The 17,943-nt window shown below is 71.3% G+C and carries 15 protein-coding genes and 1 pseudogene; 9 read left to right on the top strand and 7 right to left on the bottom strand.

The features are described from left to right. Positions 1-30 precede the first annotated feature (30 nt). Entirely contained in the window at positions 31-1,644 is a 1,614-nt protein-coding gene (locus tag KRR39_RS11690) for a DUF3352 domain-containing protein (protein WP_216942182.1), read from the top strand. A 105-nt stretch (positions 1,645-1,749) separates the two neighbouring features. Continuing rightward, positions 1,750-2,607 (top strand): methylenetetrahydrofolate reductase, encoded by an 858-nt coding sequence (locus KRR39_RS11685; protein WP_216942180.1) that lies wholly within the window; start codon positions 1,750-1,752, stop codon positions 2,605-2,607. A 10-nt stretch (positions 2,608-2,617) separates the two neighbouring features. On the opposite strand, the gene KRR39_RS11680 is transcribed toward KRR39_RS11685, so the two are convergent. The 6 genes from KRR39_RS11680 to KRR39_RS11655 are packed head-to-tail and all read right to left on the bottom strand — an operon-like array spanning position 2,618 to position 8,207. Next, positions 2,618-3,346, bottom strand: a complete 729-nt coding sequence (locus KRR39_RS11680) for an MBL fold metallo-hydrolase (protein ID WP_216942178.1) — start codon at positions 3,344-3,346, stop codon at positions 2,618-2,620. Between the two features lie 9 nt (positions 3,347-3,355). Then, entirely contained in the window at positions 3,356-3,934 is a 579-nt protein-coding gene (locus KRR39_RS11675) for a DUF1638 domain-containing protein (RefSeq protein WP_216942177.1), read from the bottom strand. 10 nt (positions 3,935-3,944) lie between these two features. Then, positions 3,945-5,885 carry an ASKHA domain-containing protein gene (locus KRR39_RS11670; protein WP_216942175.1) on the bottom strand — a complete coding sequence of 647 codons (1,941 nt, stop codon included), beginning with the start codon at positions 5,883-5,885 and terminating at the stop codon, positions 3,945-3,947. Then, the gene (locus KRR39_RS11665) at positions 5,882-6,757 is read right to left on the bottom strand and encodes a dihydropteroate synthase (protein ID WP_216942173.1); all 876 of its coding nucleotides are present in this window, start codon (positions 6,755-6,757) and stop codon (positions 5,882-5,884) included. The genes KRR39_RS11670 and KRR39_RS11665 overlap by 4 nt, the downstream gene beginning before the upstream one ends. Next, positions 6,754-7,422, bottom strand: a complete 669-nt coding sequence (locus tag KRR39_RS11660) for a corrinoid protein (protein ID WP_216942171.1) — start codon at positions 7,420-7,422, stop codon at positions 6,754-6,756. Before KRR39_RS11660 ends, KRR39_RS11665 begins: the two co-directional genes overlap by 4 nt. Then, positions 7,419-8,207, bottom strand: a complete 789-nt coding sequence (locus KRR39_RS11655) for an IclR family transcriptional regulator (protein ID WP_216942169.1) — start codon at positions 8,205-8,207, stop codon at positions 7,419-7,421. Before KRR39_RS11655 ends, KRR39_RS11660 begins: the two co-directional genes overlap by 4 nt. 49 nt (positions 8,208-8,256) lie before the next feature. On the opposite strand from KRR39_RS11655, the gene KRR39_RS11650 reads away from it, so the two are divergent. Then, a complete protein-coding gene (locus tag KRR39_RS11650) occupies positions 8,257-9,765 on the top strand; it encodes a trimethylamine methyltransferase family protein (protein WP_367303726.1) in 1,509 nt (502 codons plus the stop codon). Between the two features lie 57 nt (positions 9,766-9,822). Here the strand turns inward: KRR39_RS11650 and purU are convergent, their stop codons facing one another. Further along, positions 9,823-10,677 carry a formyltetrahydrofolate deformylase gene (purU, locus tag KRR39_RS11645; protein WP_216942165.1) on the bottom strand — a complete coding sequence of 285 codons (855 nt, stop codon included), beginning with the start codon at positions 10,675-10,677 and terminating at the stop codon, positions 9,823-9,825. Positions 10,678-10,773: 96 nt separating this feature from the next. Between purU and KRR39_RS11640 the strand changes: the two genes are divergently transcribed. The 6 genes and pseudogenes from KRR39_RS11640 to KRR39_RS11620 all read left to right on the top strand — a co-directional run bounded on the left by KRR39_RS11640 (position 10,774) and on the right by KRR39_RS11620 (position 17,885). After that, positions 10,774-11,544: an IclR family transcriptional regulator gene (locus tag KRR39_RS11640; RefSeq protein ID WP_216942163.1), complete on the top strand. Its 771-nt coding sequence runs from the start codon at positions 10,774-10,776 to the stop codon at positions 11,542-11,544. Between the two features lie 98 nt (positions 11,545-11,642). Further along, positions 11,643-13,130: an aldehyde dehydrogenase family protein gene (locus KRR39_RS11635; RefSeq protein WP_216942161.1), complete on the top strand. Its 1,488-nt coding sequence runs from the start codon at positions 11,643-11,645 to the stop codon at positions 13,128-13,130. Between the two features lie 13 nt (positions 13,131-13,143). Beyond that, a pseudogene (locus KRR39_RS26095) lies at positions 13,144-13,482 on the top strand (GMC family oxidoreductase N-terminal domain-containing protein); the annotation flags it as partial. Positions 13,483-13,579: 97 nt separating this feature from the next. Beyond that, complete coding sequence (locus KRR39_RS11630; protein ID WP_367303740.1) at positions 13,580-14,821, top strand: GMC oxidoreductase; 1,242 nt, start codon at positions 13,580-13,582, stop codon at positions 14,819-14,821. Continuing rightward, positions 14,818-15,891, top strand: coding sequence for a quaternary amine ABC transporter ATP-binding protein (locus tag KRR39_RS11625; protein ID WP_216942159.1), 1,074 nt, complete (start codon positions 14,818-14,820; stop codon positions 15,889-15,891). Before KRR39_RS11630 ends, KRR39_RS11625 begins: the two co-directional genes overlap by 4 nt. Further along, positions 15,888-17,885: an ABC transporter permease gene (locus tag KRR39_RS11620; RefSeq protein WP_216942157.1), complete on the top strand. Its 1,998-nt coding sequence runs from the start codon at positions 15,888-15,890 to the stop codon at positions 17,883-17,885. The genes KRR39_RS11625 and KRR39_RS11620 overlap by 4 nt, the downstream gene beginning before the upstream one ends. The last annotated feature ends 58 nt before the right edge of the window (positions 17,886-17,943 follow it).

Here is a 17,943-nt window from a genome sequence, read left to right as displayed (position 1 = left end):
CCGGTGCCGCTCTCGCAGGGGGAACGAACGATGACCACGAACGACCCAGGACCCGAGCCCGAGTACCTCGGCGCCGACACCTCCACCGGTGCCACGACGCCGGGCGGCACGCCCCTCCGGGGTCGCGGCCGCCGCACCGGTCTGGTCGCCGCCGCGGCCGTGGCGGTCGTCGCGGCGGTCGGCGCCGGCGCCTACGGCGTCGTGCAGCTGATGGCCGGCGGCAGCTCGCCGGCGACCGCGGTGCCCGCGGACGCGGTCGGCTACGTCAGCCTCGACCTCGACCCGTCCGCGTCCCAGAAGATCGAGGCCTTCAAGATCCTGCGCAAGTTCCCGGCGCTGAAGAAGGAGCTCGGGCTCGGCGACGGCGACGACCTGCGCAGGACGGTCTTCGAGGAGATCGTCAAGAGCGGCGACTGCTCCGACCTCGACTACGCCCGCGACGTCGAGCCGTGGATCGGTGACCGCGTCGCGATGGCCGCCGTACCGGACTCCGAGCAGGGCGCGCTGCCGTTGGTCGTGCTGCAGGTCACCGACCAGGACAAGGCGAAGGCCGGCTTCCGCAAGATCGAGAGCTGCGACGGTCCGACCGACCAGGAGCCCTCGCGCACCGGTCTGGCGTTCCGCGGCGACTACATGCTGGTCGCGGAGACCCAGCAGGAGGCCGACGGGATCGCCACCGACGTCGACGCCGCCACTCTGGCCGACTCCGAGGACTTCACGACCGCGACCGGGCGGACCGGCGACCCGGGCATCGTCACGATGTACGCGTCCCAGGACGCACCCGACGCGGTGATGACCGCGATGCGCCACGACGCCGGCGGCTCGGTCGACCAGGGCCGGATCGACCAGCTCGGCAAGTCCTTCGCGAGCTTCCAGGGCGCCGCCGGGGTGCTGCGGTTCTCCGACGGTGCGGTCGAGGCGGAGTTCAGCGCCAAGGGCCTGCCCGAGGGTGCGGGCGGCTCGGCGGCCCAGGGCGGCCCGGACGTCTCCACGCTGCCCGGTACGACGGCGGCGGTGCTGTCGGTCGCGCTCCGGGACGGCTGGCTGGACTCCTTCACCGAGGGCCTGCGCAGCAGCCTGGGCGGCGACTACGACCAGATGCTCGCCCAGGGGGAGCGGGCCACCGGTCTGCAGCTGCCCGAGGACATCGAGACGCTGCTCGGCGACGGGGTCAGCCTGTCCGTCGACGCCGGCACGGACCTGAAGGCGCTCACCGAGTCACCGGACCCGAGCAAGGTCCCGGCCGGCCTGCGGATCCAGGGCGACCCGGCGAAGATCACGCCGATCATCGACAAGCTCAAGGCGGCCGCAGGTCCGAGCGGCGACCTGGTGAAGGTCGCCTCCGGGGACGGCGTGGTGGCGGTCGGGCTCGACCAGGCGTACGTGTCGCAGCTGCTCACGCAGGGCACGCTCGGCGGGGTGGCCGCGTTCGAGGACGTGGTGCCGGAGCCGGACCGCGCCAACGCGGTGGTCTTCGTGAACTTCGACGCCGGGCGCGGCTGGGCCGAGCAGCTGGCCGACCTGGTCTCCGACGGGGACCCCGAGGTGAAGCAGAACGTCGCCCCGCTCGACGCGCTCGGGATCAGCGGCTGGACGGACGGCGACGACGTGCAGCACGGTCTGGTCCGGTTGAGCACGGACTGACCGTTCGCGGCAGGCCCCCCGCGACATCCCCGTGATGCTTGTGGGGGGGCCCGCGTGCGGCGATACGCTGGCCGCCGAATTGCGTATCGCGAAATGAGTTGCATCATGCGCAACAAAACGCACGGAGCCTTCCTCGCCGACATGCTCACGTCGGCGCGCTACGAGGTGCTGCCCACGTCGTCCGTCGAGGAGAAGGTGCTCGAGCACCTGCCCCTCGACCGGACGGTCACCGTCACGGCGTCCCCGGCCAAGGGCATCGAGGCCACCCTCGCGCTGACCGAGCGGCTGGCCCGGCACGGCTACGCGACGGTCCCGCACCTGGCCGCCCGGATGGTCTCCGGACGCACCGAGCTCGCGGAGATCGTGGCGCGGATGCAGGCCGCCGGCGTGCGCACGGTGTTCGTGCCGGGCGGCGACCAGGACCCGCCGGCCGGCGACTACATCTGCGCCCTGGACCTCCTGGAGGACCTGACCGCGCTCGGACGGCCGTTCCCGGAGGTCGGCATCACCGGCTACCCGGAGTCGCACCCCACGATCAGCGACGACCTCACCGTGCAGTCGATGTGGGACAAGCGCCGGCACGCCACGCACGTGGTCAGCAACCTGAACTTCGACCCCGACAGCATCAGGACCTGGATCGACCGGATGCGGCTGCGCGGCATCACGATGCCGGTGCTGCTGGGCATCCCGGGGCCGATCGACCGCGCCAAGCTGCTCAGCATGGCGACCAAGATCGGGGTCGGCGACTCGACCCGGTTCCTGGTCAAGCACAAGGGCACGCTCACCCGGCTCGCGGCGCCCGGCGGCTTCACCGGCGAGCGGTTCCTCGAGCGGTGCGCGCCGGCCCTGGCCCGACCGGGCTCGCTGGTCACCGGCCTGCACGTCTACACGTTCAACCAGGTGGCCGAGACCGAGGCGTGGCGGCGGGAGTACCTCGACCGGCTGATGGCCTCGACCGGCTGAGGGCCGTGCGCTAGCTGGCCGGGAGGTCCGCGAGGATCCCGCGCACCGTCTCCCGGGCCCGCTCGGTGATCTCCGGGCCGTGGGTGAACGCCGCGACGTCGTACTCCAGCTCGCCGAGCCGGTGCGCCGTGCGCCGGGTCATCGCGAAGTCCGAGCACAGGTAGGCAGGGGAGAGCCTCGCCCGGCGCATCCACGGGAAGTTGAACAGTGCGTCGCCGGTGATCAGCGTGCCGGTCGGCTCGACCAGCAGCGAGACGTGGCCGGGGGAGTGGCCGGGGGTGTGCACGACGCGCAGGCCGCCGCTGACCGGCAGCACCTCGCCGTCGACGAGGGCCGGCCCGGGCTCGAAGGCCTCGATCCGGGCGTCCCCGGTCCGCGCGAAGAGCCGGCCGAGCAGCGTCGACCGGTCGGTCGCCCCGTGGATGCGCCCGGCCCGGGCCCAGCCGTGGTCGTCGCCGTGCGCGAGGACCGGTGCACCGGTCTGCCGGGCCATCTCGGCGGCCCCGCCGGCGTGGTCGGGGTGCACGTGGGTGAGCACGATGCGGGTGACGTCGCGGGGGTGCTTGCCGAGGGCGGCGAGGCCGGCCACGATCCGGGCCGGGGCCCGCTTGAGCCCGGTGTCGACGAGCGTGACGCTGCCGTCGTCCTGCAGGAGGGCGAAGGAGTTGACCAGGTTGCGGCCGGCGGTCGGGATCCGGAACACGCCGGGCGCCAGCTCGATCGAGGGGGTCGAGGCCATGGCCGGAGCCTACGAGACGAGGAGCTCGGCGAGGGCGCGTTCGAGGCCCGTGTGCCCGGTCTCCACGACCACCAGCGGCAGTCCGACCCGGTCCGCGGCCTCCTGGGCCAGCCGGCGCAGCTCGTCGTCGGGCTGCTGGGCCAGCCAGACCATCCGGGTGTAGTGCGCGAAGTAGTCGTCGCGCAGCTCCGGGTAGCGGTCCAGCCCGAGCTCGGCGACCACCGTCCGGCCGAACGAGCGCACCAGGAAGTCGGTGAGCACGTAGGTCCCCGGCTCGGCCTCGAACATCGCCGTCAGCCGGTCGGCGCCCCCGAAGACGTCGTAGCAGTGCAGTCCCGCGAGCCGGGCGAGTCCGCGGCGCTCGCACACCTGGTCGAGGGCGCCGTAGGTCCCGCAGTCGGCGTAGCCGATCGCCAGGCGGTCGTAGCGACCCGCCAGCTCGTCGGCCAGGGCCTCCACCTGCCGGGCGATCCGCTCCGGGTGGTTGTGCAGCAGCGGCGGCAGCGGGTGTACGTCGACCGGCCACCCGTGCGCGGCGACCACCTGCGCGCACGGGGCGGCGATCGCCCCGCAGGCGATCAGCGCCACCCGGCCCGCGTCAGCCGGGGAACGCGAGGAGGTCGATGAACCGGTCGTTGAAGTCGGTGCGGTCGGAGAGCTCGACATAGGTCACCTCCTCGAGCAGGGCCAGGGCGCCGGCGCGCTCGCGCACGCTCAGCAGGCTCATCTTCGCGCCCTCGCCCGCGACGTTGCCGGCGGAGACGATCCGGAGCACCGGGATCTTGGGCACCAGGCCGATCCGGACGGCCGCGGCGGGGGAGAGGTAGCTCCCGAACGAGCCGGCCAGCAGCACCTGCTGGACGTCCGCCTGCTCCAGGCCGAGCTGCTCGAGCAGCAGCGTCCAGCCGGTGGCGATGGCGCCCTTGGCGAACTGCAGCTCGCGGACGTCGCGCTGGGAGAGGTAGACCGACTCCTCCGGCGGCGAGTCCGCCTCGGGCCGGTGCAGCACGAACACCCGCTCCTGGCCGATGCTGGTCAGCCGGTCCGCGACCTGCGGGGCGATCTCCGCGGCCCGCTCGTCGCTGACGAACCGTCCCGAGGAGTCCAGCAGGTCCGCCCGGACCAGCTCGGAGACCACGTCGACCAGGCCGGAGCCGCACAGGCCCTGCGGCTCGACGTCGCCGATGGTCTGCAGGTGCACGCCGTCGGCGTCGATCCGGACCACCTCGACGGCACCGTCGGCCGCCCGCATGCCGCAGCGGATGGCGCCGCCCTCGAAGGCCGGGCCGGCGGGTGCGGCCGTGGAGACGATGGTGTCGCCGTCGCTGAGCACGATCTCGCAGTTGGTGCCCACGTCGATGAACAGCCGGGTCCGCTTGTCGCGGTCCATGCCGGTGGCCAGCATGCCCGCGACGATGTCGCCGCCGACGTACGCGCCGAGGGCCGGGAAGACCACGGCCCGGGCCCGCGGGTGCAGCTCGAGGCCGAGGTCGGAGGCGAGCAGCGCGGGCAGCGTGCTGCTGGACATCACGAACGGCGCGACGCCGAGCGGCTCGGGGTCGATGCCGAGCACCAGGGCGGTCATCGTGGCGTTGCCGGCCAGCGCGACCTCGTAGACCTCGCCGGGCTCGACCTCCGCCTCGGCGAGCACCTCGGCGGTGAGCTCGGCCAGCGTCGCCTGGGCCAGGTCCCGGAGCCGTTCGGCGGCCTGCGGGTCCATCATCGTGGCGCTGATCCGGGTGATCACGTCGGCGCCGAAGGGCTGCTGCTTGTTGAGCATCGAGGCCACCGCGGCCGGGGTGCCGGTGGCGGTGTCGAGCAGGGTCGCGACGACCGTGGTGGTGCCGAGGTCGAAGGCGACCGCGAACCGCCGCGCCGTCGTGTCACCGGGCTCGACGTCCACGAGGGCCTCATCGACGATCACCGCGGTCACCTTGAAGTCCGCGGCCCGGAGCACGGCGGGCAGCCGGCGCAGGACGTGCAGGTCCGGGGTGAGCTCGAGGTCGTCGATCTCGTCGAGCACCCGCTGCAGGTCGGTGCGCTGGTCCTGCAGGGTCGGCTCGCTGAGCTCGACGTACCTCTTCTGCACCGCCGGGCGGAGGATCACCTGACGCCCGACGCCGAGGGTGGCCGCCTTGGGGCGGGTGGTCAGCGGCGGCACGTCGATCTTCAGGTCGGTGGTCGCCTGCGCGAGGCAGGCCAGCCGCCAGCCGTCGGCGAGCTGGGCGGCGGTGAAGGTGCGGACGTCGAGCCGGTGCACCGGCACGGTGCCGCCGACGACCTGGACCCGGCACTTCTTGCAGGTGCCGTGCCCGCCGCACGTCGAGTCGATCGCGAGACCGTTCCAGCTGGCCGCGTCGAACACGCTCACGCCCGGGGGGACGCGGACGTCCCGCCCGGACGGCGTGAACGACAGGTGCACCCGGCCCACGCCGTCGTGCGGCTGGGAGCCGGGGCCGTCGGGACGGTCGATGAGGCCTTCCCGGCGGAGGTCGTCCATCTCCACGTCGGGCGGCTGGCTGCTCGGGGTGTCGTTCATCCGGCGGCGGAGGCCTGCTTCTTGCGGTGTGCGGCGATCCAGGCGCCACCCCAGTCGTCGTGGCCGAGCAGCAGGTCGGCCGCCTTGACCGCGGTGACGATCTGCGGGGTCCGGGTGTCCATGATCGCGCTGGTCAGGCCGGCGGTCATCGCCATCGGCAGGAACGCCGCGCCCAGGGTGTGCCGGTCGGGCATCCCGAAGGACACGTTGGAGGCGCCGCAGGTCATGTTCAGCCCGTGCACCTCGCGGATCCGGCGCATCGTCTCCAGGGTGGTGTTCACGACCTGGGTGTCCGCGCCGATGGGCATGGCCAGCGGGTCGATCACGATGTCCTGCTTGGCGATGCCGTACTCCGTGGTGGCGACGTCGACGATGTGCTGCACGAGCTCGAGGCGGCGGTCCGCCTCCATCGGGATCTCCTCGGCGTCGTTCGGCAGCGCGATGATCGCGGCGTCGTACTTCTTGACGAGGGGGAGGATCAGCGCCATCCGGTCGTCCTCGGCGGTGATCGAGTTGACCAGCGCCCGGCCCTGGTAGACCGACAGCCCGGCCTCGAGCGCCTCCACGACGGAGGAGTCGATGCAGATCGGCTTGTCGGTGAGCTGCTGGACCAGGGTGATCGCCTTGGCCAGCAGCTCGGGCTCGTCGGTCATCGGCACGCCCATGTTGACGTCGAGCACGTCCGCGCCGCCCTCGACCTGCGCGAGGACGTCGCGCTCGATCGCGGACAGGTCCCCGGCGCGCAGCTGCTCCTGGAAGATCCGCCGGCCGGTGGGGTTGATGCGCTCGCCGATCAGGCAGAACCGGCGGGTGTGGCCCAGCACGACCTCGGCGCCGGTGCCGCGCAGGGTGGTCTCGAGCAGCTCGCTCATGCGGTCACCAGGGCGCGCTTCTTCTGGAGCAGGTCCTTGGCGCGCTTGACGGTCGCGGAGGCGTCGGGCGCGTAGCCGTCGGCGCCGACCGCGTCGGCGTACTCCTGGGTGACGGGGGCGCCGCCGACCATCACGATGACCTGGTCGCGCAGGCCGGCCTTCTGCAGCGCGTTGAGGTTGGCCTTGAACATCGGCATCGTGGTGGTCAGGAACGCGGAGAAGCCGACGATGTCGGGCTGGTGCTCGATGATCTTCTCCACGAACTTCTCCGGGGCCACCTGCACGCCGAGGTCGATGACCTCGAAGCCGGCGCCCTCGAGCATGATGTTCACGAGGTTCTTGCCGATGTCGTGGACGTCGCCCTTGACGGTGCCCATCAGGAACTTGCCGATGGTCTGCACGCCGGTGTCGGCCAGCAGCGGCCGCAGCACCTCCATGGCGCCGGCCATCGCCCGCCCGGCGATCAGCATCTCCGGGACGAAGAAGTCGCCGCGCTCGAACCGCGCGCCGACCTCCTCCAGGGAGGGGATGAGGGCGTCGAACAGCAGGGTCTGGGGCTCCATCTCCAGGGCGAGGGCCTGGTGGGTGAGGTCGAGGACCTCGGGAGCGTTGCCGAGCAGCGTCTCGTCGTAGAGCCGCTGGAGGATCTCCTCAGGTGTGGTCATGCCGCGCCCTCCTTCTTCGTGCCGTCGGTGCCGTGCAGGGTCCTGCGCCGGAGCAGCGCCGACAGGGCGTCGGCCTGCTCGATGAGGAGCCGACCGATGCGGTCGGCCCGGTCCTGGAGCCGGGCGGTCGGCCCGGAGATGCCGAGGGCGGCGAACACGCCGTCGCGTCCCTCGACGGGTGCCGCGATACCGGTGAGCCCGGTCTCGAGCTCGTCCACCGTGGTCGCGTAGCGCTGCCGGCGGATCGTGGCGAGCTCGGTGGTGAGCGCCTCGCGGGTGGTGATCGTGCGGGGGGTACGTCGCTCGAGCCGGCCGCTCGGGACCGGCAGCACGTCGAAGGCGTAGAGCACCTTGCCCAGCGACGAGCAGTGCGGGGGTACGTCGACCTGGTTCCAGTCGCGCGCCGACAGCAGGAACGTCGACTCGACCTGGGCGATGTGCACGACGTCCTCGCCGCGACGTACCCCGAGGTGGACGGTCTCGCCGGTCTGCTCGCCGACGGTCTCCAGGACCGGTCGGGCCAGCCGGGCGATCTGCGGCCAGGGGTCGTGCAGCGCGGCGTGCAGCGCGAACAGCGGGCCGGCGACGTACCCACCGGCGGCGTCGCGCTCGATGAGCTCGGTGCGCTCGAGGGCGGCGAGCAGGCGCGAGGTCGTGGACCGGGCCAGCCCGGTCTCGTCGCTGAGCTCGGTGAAGCTCAGCGGCTCGTCGGCGCGCACGACGAGGTCGACCAGCGCAGCGGCGCGGTCGACCGCCTGCGTGCCTGCCGGGGCGGTGCTCGCCATCGGGACCTCGGGTTACGGGATTGTTTCATGATGTGGAACCGACTTCCACATGATGAGGCTAGGATGCCGATCAGCGCCGGTCAAGCAGAACCGCCAAGATCCCGTCCAGGAGGTCGGAATGTTCCGCAACAAGATGCCGAGGTACGAGATCCTCTCCGAGGACGCGATGTCCAAGCTCGATGCGGGCTGGCGCCGGATCGTCACGGAGATCGGTGTCGAGTTCGACAGCGAGCGGGCGCTCACGCTGTTCCGCGAGGCCGGCCAGAAGGTCGAGGGGCAGAACGTCTTCTTCGACCCCGAGTGGATCCTCGAGCAGGTCGCCCTGGCGCCGCGCGAGTTCGACGTGCAGGCCCGCAACCCGGAGCACAGCATCCACATCGGCGGTGACGCGATGGCCTTCGGCGCGGTCTACGGCCCGCCGTTCGTGCGCGAGGGCGACGTGCGCCGCGACGCGACGATGAACGACTTCGAGCGGTTCGCCAAGCTGGCGCAGGTGTTCCCGGTGCTCGACTCGGCCGGTGGCGTGATCTGCGAGCCCAACGACACCCCGCTCGACTCGCGGCACCTCGACATGACCTACGCGCTGCAGACCCTGACCGACAAGGTCTACATGGGCAACGTGGTCTCCGGCGTGAACGCCCGCGACACCATCCGGATGGGCGAGATCCTGTTCGGCGGGCGGGAGGCGATCGAGCAGACCCCGGTGTCGATCTCGCTGATCAACTGCAACTCCCCGCTGCACTGGGACGACCGGATGCTGGAGTCGCTGTTCGAGTACACCCTGGCCGGCCAGCCCTGCGTGGTGACGCCGTTCATCCTGATGGGCGCGATGTCCCCGGTGACGATCCCGGCCGCGCTGGTCCAGCAGATCGCCGAGGCGCTGACCGGCATCGCGCTCACCCAGCTGATCCGCCCCGGCGCCCCGGTGATCTTCGGGTCGTTCCTGTCCAACATCGACATGCAGTCCGGCTCGCCGACCTTCGGCACCCCGGAGTCGGGCATCGGCCTGCTCTGCACCGGCCAGATCGCCCGGCACTTCGGGCTGCCGTTCCGCTCCGGCGGCGGGCTGACCTCCTCGCAGGTCGCCGACGCGCAGGCCGGCTACGAGGCGCTGATGACGATGCTGCCGACGTTCCTCGCCGGCGCCAACTGGGTGATGCACTCGGCCGGCTGGCTGGAGGGCGGCCTGGTCGCCGGCTTCGAGAAGTTCATCGTGGACGTCGAGATCCTGCAGATGATGCAGGCCGAGTTCACCCCGCTGGAGATCGACGAGGACTCGCTCGCCTTCGGCGCGCACCTGGAGGTCGGGCACGGCGGGCACTTCCTGGGTGCGATGCACACCATGGAGCGGTTCCGGACCTGCTTCTACCGGCCGCTGCTGTCCTCCTCGGAGAACTACGAGCGGTGGATGCGCAACGGCTCGCTGGACACCAACGCGCGCGCCTCGAAGACCTACCAGGCCAAGCTCGAGGAGTACGTCGCGCCGCCGCTCGACGACGCGGTCCGGCTGGAGCTCGAGGAGTACGTCGTCCGGCGTCGCGCGGAGCTCGGCGACTGACCGCGACCCGTCACTCGTGCAGCCAGACACGCGTGTCTTGGCTGCACGAGTGACGGGTCAGCGGAAGACGACGGTCTTGTGGCCGTTGAGCAGGACCCGGGACTCGGCGTGCCAGCGGACCGCCCGGGACAGCACCTGGCTCTCCACGTCGCGCCCGGCGGCGGCGAGGGCGGCCGCGTCGTACCCGTGGTCGACGCGCATCACGTCCTGCTCGATGATCGGGCCCTCGTCGAGGTCGCCGGTCACGTAGTGCGCGGTGGCCCCGACCAGCTTCACGCCACGGTCGAAGGCCTGGTGGTAGGGCCGGGCGCCCTTGAAGCTGGGCAGGAACGAGTGGTGGATGTTGATCGCCTTGCCGGACAGCGCGCGGCAGGTCTCGTCGGTGAGCACCTGCATGTAGCGCGCCAGCACGACGAGGTCGACGTCGAGGGTGTCCACCAGCGACAGCATCTTCGCCTCGGCGTCGGCCTTGGTCTCCGGCGTCACCGGGACGTGGTGGTAGGGCACGCCGTAGGACCGGACCAGCGTCTCGCAGTCGGGGTGATTGGACACCACGCCGGCGACGTCGATCTGCAGCGAGCCGCTGCTCCACCGGAACAGCAGGTCGTTGAGGCAGTGGCTGAACTTCGAGACCAGGATCAGCGTCCGGTACGGCGCCGTGGCGGCCCAGAGCTCCCAGGCCATGCCCCACCGCTCGGCCACCGGCGTGAACGCCGCCCGCAGCGACGCGACCGTCACGTCCCCCTCGACCGCGAACTTCACCCGCATGAAGAACCGGTCCTCGGCGAGGTCGCCGAACTGCTGGCTCTCCACGATGTTGCCGTGCTGCTCGACCAGCAGACCCGTCACCGCGTGCACGATGCCGGCCCGGTCGGGGCAGGTGAGGGTCAAGACGTAGGTCTGGTCGGTCATGGCGTCCCTTGCGGTCGGGCCTGCGGGGGGAGATTCACGTTGCGTCAAGAGAGACACATTCTGTGATACGCAACACGGTTGCGCTACGGTCAGTCTATGGGGAACGGCGAGGCTCCGGCATCGGTCCAGTCTGTCGACCGGGCGCTCACCATCCTGGGCATCCTCGCCCGGCTCGGTGAGGCCGGCGTCACCGAGATCGCCGTCGAGCTCGGGGTGCACAAGAGCACCGCGTTCCGGCTGGTCGCCACGCTGGAGTCCCACGGCATGGTGGAGCAGAACGAGGAGCGCGGCAAGTACCGCCTCGGTGTCGGCGTGCTGCGCCTCGCCGGCGCCACCACCGCCCGCCTCGACGTGGTCCAGGAGGCCCGGCCGATCTGCCGCAAGCTGGCGGCCGACTCGGGGGAGACGGTGAACATCGCGGTGCTCTCGGACCGGTCCGCGCTCTACCTCGACCAGGTCGCCGGCCAGTCCGCGCTCCAGTCGCACAACTGGGTCGGCCAGCACATCCCGCTGCACGCCACCTCCAACGGCAAGGTGCTGCTCTGCGGCCTGTCCAGCGACGAGATCGACAACCGGCTGCCGCGGCTGCCGTCCTACACCGCGGAGACGGTCACCACCAAGGCCAAGCTGCGCCGCGAGCTGGCCGAGGTGCGCGAGCAGGGGTACGCCGTCGCGGTCGACGAGCTCGAGGTCGGGCTGACCGCCATCGCGGCGCCGATCCGCAACGCCCACGGGGACGTGATCGCCTCGCTGAGCGTGTCCGGACCGACTTTCCGGCTGGGTGAGGCCCGGGTCAAGGAGCTCGTGCCGGTGGTGCAGGACGCCGCCGACGAGGTCTCGCGACGTTTGGGTTTCGGAACCTCCTAGGTTCTTGACGGTTCCGCGCCGAGCCGCAATCCTGTTGCGTACAGCACACCAAGTTGCGACATACGCAACTCATCCCGGACTGATCGGACACCAGCAACGTGCCGCAGCTCTACGTCGGGGGGCGATGGGAGGGTGCTCGCGAGGGCGAGCGCCGTGAGATCCGCTGCCCGGCGGACGGGTCGCTCGTGGCCGAGATCGACGAGGCCGGGCCGCAGGACACCGCCGCCGCGATCGCCGCGGCCCGGGCCGCCTTCGACGAGGGCAGCTGGCCGGGCGGCTCCGCGATCGAGCGGGGCGCGCTGCTGCACCGGGTCGCCGACCTGCTGGAGCGCGACAAGGCGCTGGTCGCCCGCGCCGAGTCGCTGGACACCGGCAAGCGCCTGGTCGAGAGCGAGTACGACGTCGACGACGTCGTCGGGGTGTTCCGGCACTACGGCAACGTGGCGGCCCAGGACGCCGGCCGGGTGGTGGACACCGGCCGTGCCGACGTGGTCAGCCGGATCGTGCACGAGCCCGTCGGGGTCTGCGGCCTGATCACGCCGTGGAACTACCCGCTGCTGCAGACCGCCTGGAAGGTCGCGCCCTGCCTGGCCGCCGGCAACACCTTCGTGCTCAAGCCCAGCGAGCTCACCCCGCACACCGCGATCCACCTGATGGTGCTGCTCGAGGAGGCCGGCGTCCCGGCCGGAGTGGCGAACCTCGTGCTCGGCGCCGGCCCGCGGGCCGGCGCGCTGCTCAGCGAGGACCCCCGCGTCGACCTGGTCTCGTTCACCGGTGGGCTGGCGACCGGCCGGGGGATCATGGCCTCGGCCGCCGCGACCGTGAAGAAGGTCGCGCTGGAGCTCGGCGGCAAGAACCCCAACATCGTGTTCGCCGACGCCGACCGCGAGGCGGCCCTCGACTTCGCCCTCACCGCCGTGTTCCTGCACTCCGGACAGGTCTGCTCGGCCGGCGCCCGGCTGCTGGTCGAGGAGTCCGTGCACGACGAGTTCGTCGACGAGCTGGTCCGCCGCGCGGAGCTGATCCGCCTCGGCGGCCCGTTCGACGACAAGGCCGAGACCGGCCCGCTGATCTCCGCCGCGCACCGCGCCAAGGTCGAGGCGTACGTCGCCCGCGGACTGGCCGAGGGCGCGCAGCTGCGCTGCGGGGGAGCCCGTCCCGACGACCCGGAGCTGGCCGGCGGCTTCTACTACCTGCCCACGCTGCTGGACGGCTGCGAGAGCTCCATGTCCGTCGTGCAGGAGGAGTCGTTCGGGCCGGTGCTGACCGTCGAGACGTTCCGCGACGAGGCCGACGCGGTGCGGATCGCCAACGACAGCATCTACGGCCTCGCCGGCGGGGTGTGGACCAGCAACGGCGGCAAGGCCGAGCGGGTCGCGGCCCGGCTGCGCATGGGCACGGTGTGGATCAACGACTACCACCCCTACGTCCCGCAGGCGGAGTGGGGCGGCTACAAGCAGTCCGGCGTCGGCCGCGAGCTGGGCGCCGCCGGCCTCGACGAGTACCGCGAGACCAAACACGTCTGGCACAACGTGAACCCGGCGCCCCAACGCTGGTTCGACGGGGCCACCGGAACCGACCACTAGGAGTGGCGAGGGCATGAGCACGTACGACTACGTCATCGTCGGAGGAGGATCCGCCGGCTGTGCCCTCGCGAACCGGATCAGCGCCGACCCGGGTACGACGGTCCTGGTGCTCGAGGCGGGCCGCAGCGACATCAAGATCGACCCGTTCATCCACATGCCGGCGGCGCTGCCGTACCCGATCGGCAACCGGCTCTACGACTGGAAGTACGAGTCCGAGCCCGAGCCGCACATGGGCGGCCGCAAGGTCTACCACGCCCGCGGCAAGGTGCTCGGCGGCTCGAGCAGCATCAACGGGATGATCTTCCAGCGCGGCAACCCGCTGGACTTCGAGCGCTGGGCGGCCGACGACGGCATGAAGGCGTGGGACTACGCGCACTGCCTGCCGTACTTCAAGCGGATGGAGACCTGCCTGGCCGGCGCCGACGCCTGGCGCGGCGGCAGCGGCCCCCCTGGTCCTGGAGCGCGGCCCGGCCACCGGCCCGCTGTTCGGTGCCTTCTTCGAGGCGGTCCAGCAGGCCGGGCACCCGCTCACCGACGACGTCAACGGCTACCGGCAGGAGGGCTTCGCGGCCTTCGACCGCAACGTGCACCGGGGCCGCCGGCTCAGCGCCGCCCGTGCCTACCTGCACCCCGTGATGGGCCGCAAGAACCTCGACGTGCACACGCTCGCGATGGTCACCGGGCTGGTGGTGCAGGGCAACCGGGTCACCGGCGTCGACTACCGGCGCCCGGGCCGCGGCAGCACGCGGGTGCACGCCAAGGAGGTCATCCTCTGCGGTGGCGCGATCAACTCGCCGCAGCTGCTGCTCTTGTCGGGGATCGGGCCGAAGGCCGACCTCGAGAAGCTCGGCATCCCGGTGGTCGCCGACCTGCCCGGAGTGGGCAGCAACCTCCAGGACCACCTAGAGGTCTACATCCAGTACGCCTCCAAGCAGCCGGTCTCCATCGGGCCCTGGCTCAAGCACCGGCACAAGCCACGCATCGGCGCCGAGTGGCTCTTCCTGCGCAGCGGCGTCGGGGCCACCAACCACTTCGAGGCCGGCGGGTTCATCCGCAGCAACGACCGGGTCGACTACCCGAACCTGATGTTCCACTTCCTGCCCATCGCGATCCGGTACGACGGGTCGCAGCCCGCCGCGGAGCACGGCTACCAGGTGCACATCGGGCCGATGTACTCCGACGTGCGCGGCACCGTCACGCTCAAGTCGACCGACCCGCGGGAGCACCCGGCGCTGCGGTTCAACTACCTCTCGACCGAGAACGACCGGCGCGAGTGGATCGAGATGGTCCGGGCCGCCCGGGAGATCCTCAACCAGCCGGCGTTCGCGGCCTTCAACGACGGGGAGATCTCACCCGGTCCGTCGGTGGAGACCGACCAGGAGATCCTGGACTGGGTCGCCAAGGACGCCGAGACCGCGCTGCACCCCTCGTGCACCGCCCGGATGGGCGTCGACGACCAGTCGGTGCTCGACCCCGAGACGATGCGCGTGCACGGCGTCGAGGGGCTGCGCGTCGTGGACGCCTCCTCGATGCCCTACATCACCAACGGCAACATCTACGCCCCGGTGATGATGCTCGCCGAGAAGAGCGCCGACCTGATCCTCGGGAACACGCCCCTGCCCGCTTCGGACGCCCCGTTCTACCGCTACCGCGAGAACAGTCCGCTGTACCCCCCAGGAGACCACCGATGACGCAGACCGAGGCAGCTCCCGCCAGCTCGACGTCCGACGAGGAGTCGGCGCTGTCGGTCAAGGGACTCTGGAAGATCTTCGGCGCCAAGGCCGACAAGATCATCGGCACGCCGGACGCCGACCTGTCGCGCAAGGAGCTGCAGGCCAAGACCGGTTGCGTCATGGCGGTCAAGGACGTGTCGTTCGAGGTGCGGCCGGGCGAGGTGTTCGTGGTGATGGGCCTGTCCGGCTCCGGCAAGTCGACGCTGGTCCGGCTGCTCACCCGGCTGATCGAGCCGACCCAGGGCAGCGTGACGATCGGCGGGCAGGACATCACCGGCGCCGACGACGCCCGGCTGCGCGAGCTGCGCCGCAACCACGTGGCGATGGTGTTCCAGCACTTCGGGCTGCTGCCGCACCGCACGGTGCGCGACAACGTGGCCTTCGGGCTCGAGGTGCGCGGCGTGTCCAAGGCCGAGCGCCGCGCCCGGGCCCAGGAGATGGTCGACCTGGTCGGCCTGAGCGGCAACGAGGACTCCTACCCCGACCAGCTCTCCGGCGGCATGCAGCAGCGGGTCGGGCTGGCCCGGGCGCTGGCCGGCGACCCGACCCTGATGATGTTCGACGAGCCCTTCTCGGCCCTCGACCCGCTGATCCGGCGGGACATGCAGAACGAGGTGATCCGGCTGCACGAGGAGGTCGGGAAGACGATGATCTTCATCACCCACGACCTCCAGGAGGCGCTCAAGCTGGGGGACCGGATCCTGATCATGCGCGACGGCGAGATCGTCCAGATCGGGACGCCCGCCCAGGTGGTGGCCGAGCCGGCCGACGACTACGTCAAGGACTTCGTCAGCGACGTACCCCGGTCGCACGTGCTCACCCTGCGCTACGTCTGCCGCCAGCCGCACGAGGGCGAGTCCTCGGACGGCCCGGTGATGCAGGCCGACGAGATCGTCCGGGACGCCGCGCGCAAGGTCCTCGAGGTGCGCGGCGCCGTGCGCGTGTACGACGGTGAGGAGTTCCTCGGCGTGGTCGACGACGAGGACATCCTGCGGGTCGTGGTCGCCGAGGAGGGGACGCAGCCGTGAGCATCGCGTCCCCGCCCCGGCCGCGGCCCACCTCCCGCGAGGAGCAGCCCTACGTCGCGACGACCAAGCCGCGCCGCACCGGCATGTGGCTGGCGATCGTGGTCACGGTCTGGGTGGTCGGCTGGGCGCTGCTCAAGCACCAGGACACCCTGGCCACCGGCTTCCAGGACCTGAACGGCCTGCAGCGCTGGTTGAACGGCGTCCGGGACGCGATCCAGGCGGCGACGCCGACCAACTGGTTCTTCCACGGCGTGATCGGCAACATCGTCACGTTCACCAACTGGGTCTTCGAGCAGATCCAGTACCTCATCTCCGCCCCGGCCCCGGGCCGCCCGGTCCCGCAGATCGGCTGGCTCGGCGTGGTCGCGATCTTCGGCTGGGTCGCGTACGCCGCCGCGGGCCTGCGCTCGATGGTGCTGGTCGTCGCCTCGACGCTGGCCTTCGGGATCCTGGGCTACTGGCAGGACAGCATGGACACGCTGATCGTCACCGTGATCGCGGTGCTGCTCTGCGTGGTGATCGGCCTGCCGCTCGGCGTCGGGATGTCGCGGCGCAAGTGGCTCTCCGACCTGGTGACGCCGGTGCTCGACGTGATGCAGACGATGCCGTCGTTCGCCTACCTGACGCCGTTCGCGCTGGTCTTCGGGATCGGCGCGACCTGCGCGATCCTGGTGACCCTCGTCTACGCCCTGCCGCCGCTGGTGCGGATCGCCGAGCACGGCATCCGGTCGGTGTCGCCGACGACCGTCGAGGCTGCCGACTCGCTCGGGGTCACCCGCCGGCAGCTGCTGCGCCGGGTCCAGCTGCCGATGGCCCGCCGGACGATCGTGCTGGGCATCAACCAGTGCACGCTGGCCGCGCTGTCGATGGCCACCATCGCCGCCTTCGTCAACGGGCCCGGGCTGGGCCAGCCGGTCGTGCAGGCGCTGCAGAACCTCGACGTCGGCGCGGCAGCCGTGCCCAGCCTGGCGATCGTCGTGATGGCGATCATGCTCGACCGGACCACCACGGCGGCCAGCGAGCGCGCCGAGCGGCAGACGCGGGGCCGGATGTCGACCCGCACCCGGCGGATCGTCCTGGGCGTCGGCGCGGTCGTGGTCGCGGTCTGCATCTACCTGTCCCGCCTCTACCTCCAGCTCGCGCAGTTCCCGCAGAAGCTGGACGTCGGCCCCACGATCGCCGACGCGATCAACTCGGCGACCGACAGTGTCGTCAACAACGTCGACACGTTCACCTCCGGCTTCAAGAACGCCGTCAGCTACGGCTTCCTGAACCCGCTCCAGACGTTGATGGCCGACACGCCCTGGTGGCTGATGGCCGCGGTGCTGCTGGGCTTCTCCTACTTCCTCGGCGGCTGGCGGCCGACCGTCGTCACCGCCGTGTGCGAGGGGGTGATCCTGGCGATGGGCCTGTGGCACGACGCGATGATCACCTTGACCACCACGATCGTGGCCACCGTGCTGGTGATGATCCTGGCGGTGCTGCTCGGTGTCTGGATGGGACGCAGCCGACGGGTCGACACGGTCATCCGGCCGTTCCTGGACGCGCTGCAGACCCTGCCGCCGTTCGTCTACCTCGTGCCGGCTCTCGCGCTGTTCTCCACCAGCCGGTTCACCGCGATCGTGGCGGCCGTCGCCTACGCGCTGCCGCTGGCCACCAAGCTCGTCGCCGACGGCATCCGCGGGGTCGCGCCCACCACCGTCGAGGCCGCCGAGGCCTCGGGGAGCACCCGCTGGCAGATGATCACCAAGGTGCAGCTGCCGATGGCCCGTCCGGCGATCGTGCTGGCGACCAACCAGGGACTGCTCTACGTGCTCTCGATGGTCGTGATCGGCGGCATGGTCGGCGCCGGCAGCCTCGGCTACATCGTGGTGTCCGGCTTCTCGCAGGGCCAGCTGTTCGGCAAGGGCCTCGCCGCGGGCATCGCGATCACCGCCCTCGGCGTCATGGTCGACCGGATCGCCAAGTACACCGCAGCGCGCTACGGCCGCTGACCACCAGCTTCGCCCGCCCGGGCGATCGTCACGAAGGGAACGACAAGCACATGGCACG

The organism is Nocardioides panacis (assembly GCF_019039255.1).
In the GTDB taxonomy this organism is placed as follows: domain Bacteria; phylum Actinomycetota; class Actinomycetes; order Propionibacteriales; family Nocardioidaceae; genus Nocardioides_B; species Nocardioides_B panacis.
Note: the sequence above shows the minus strand (reverse complement) of the source record. Positions and strands in the feature narration are given on the sequence as shown.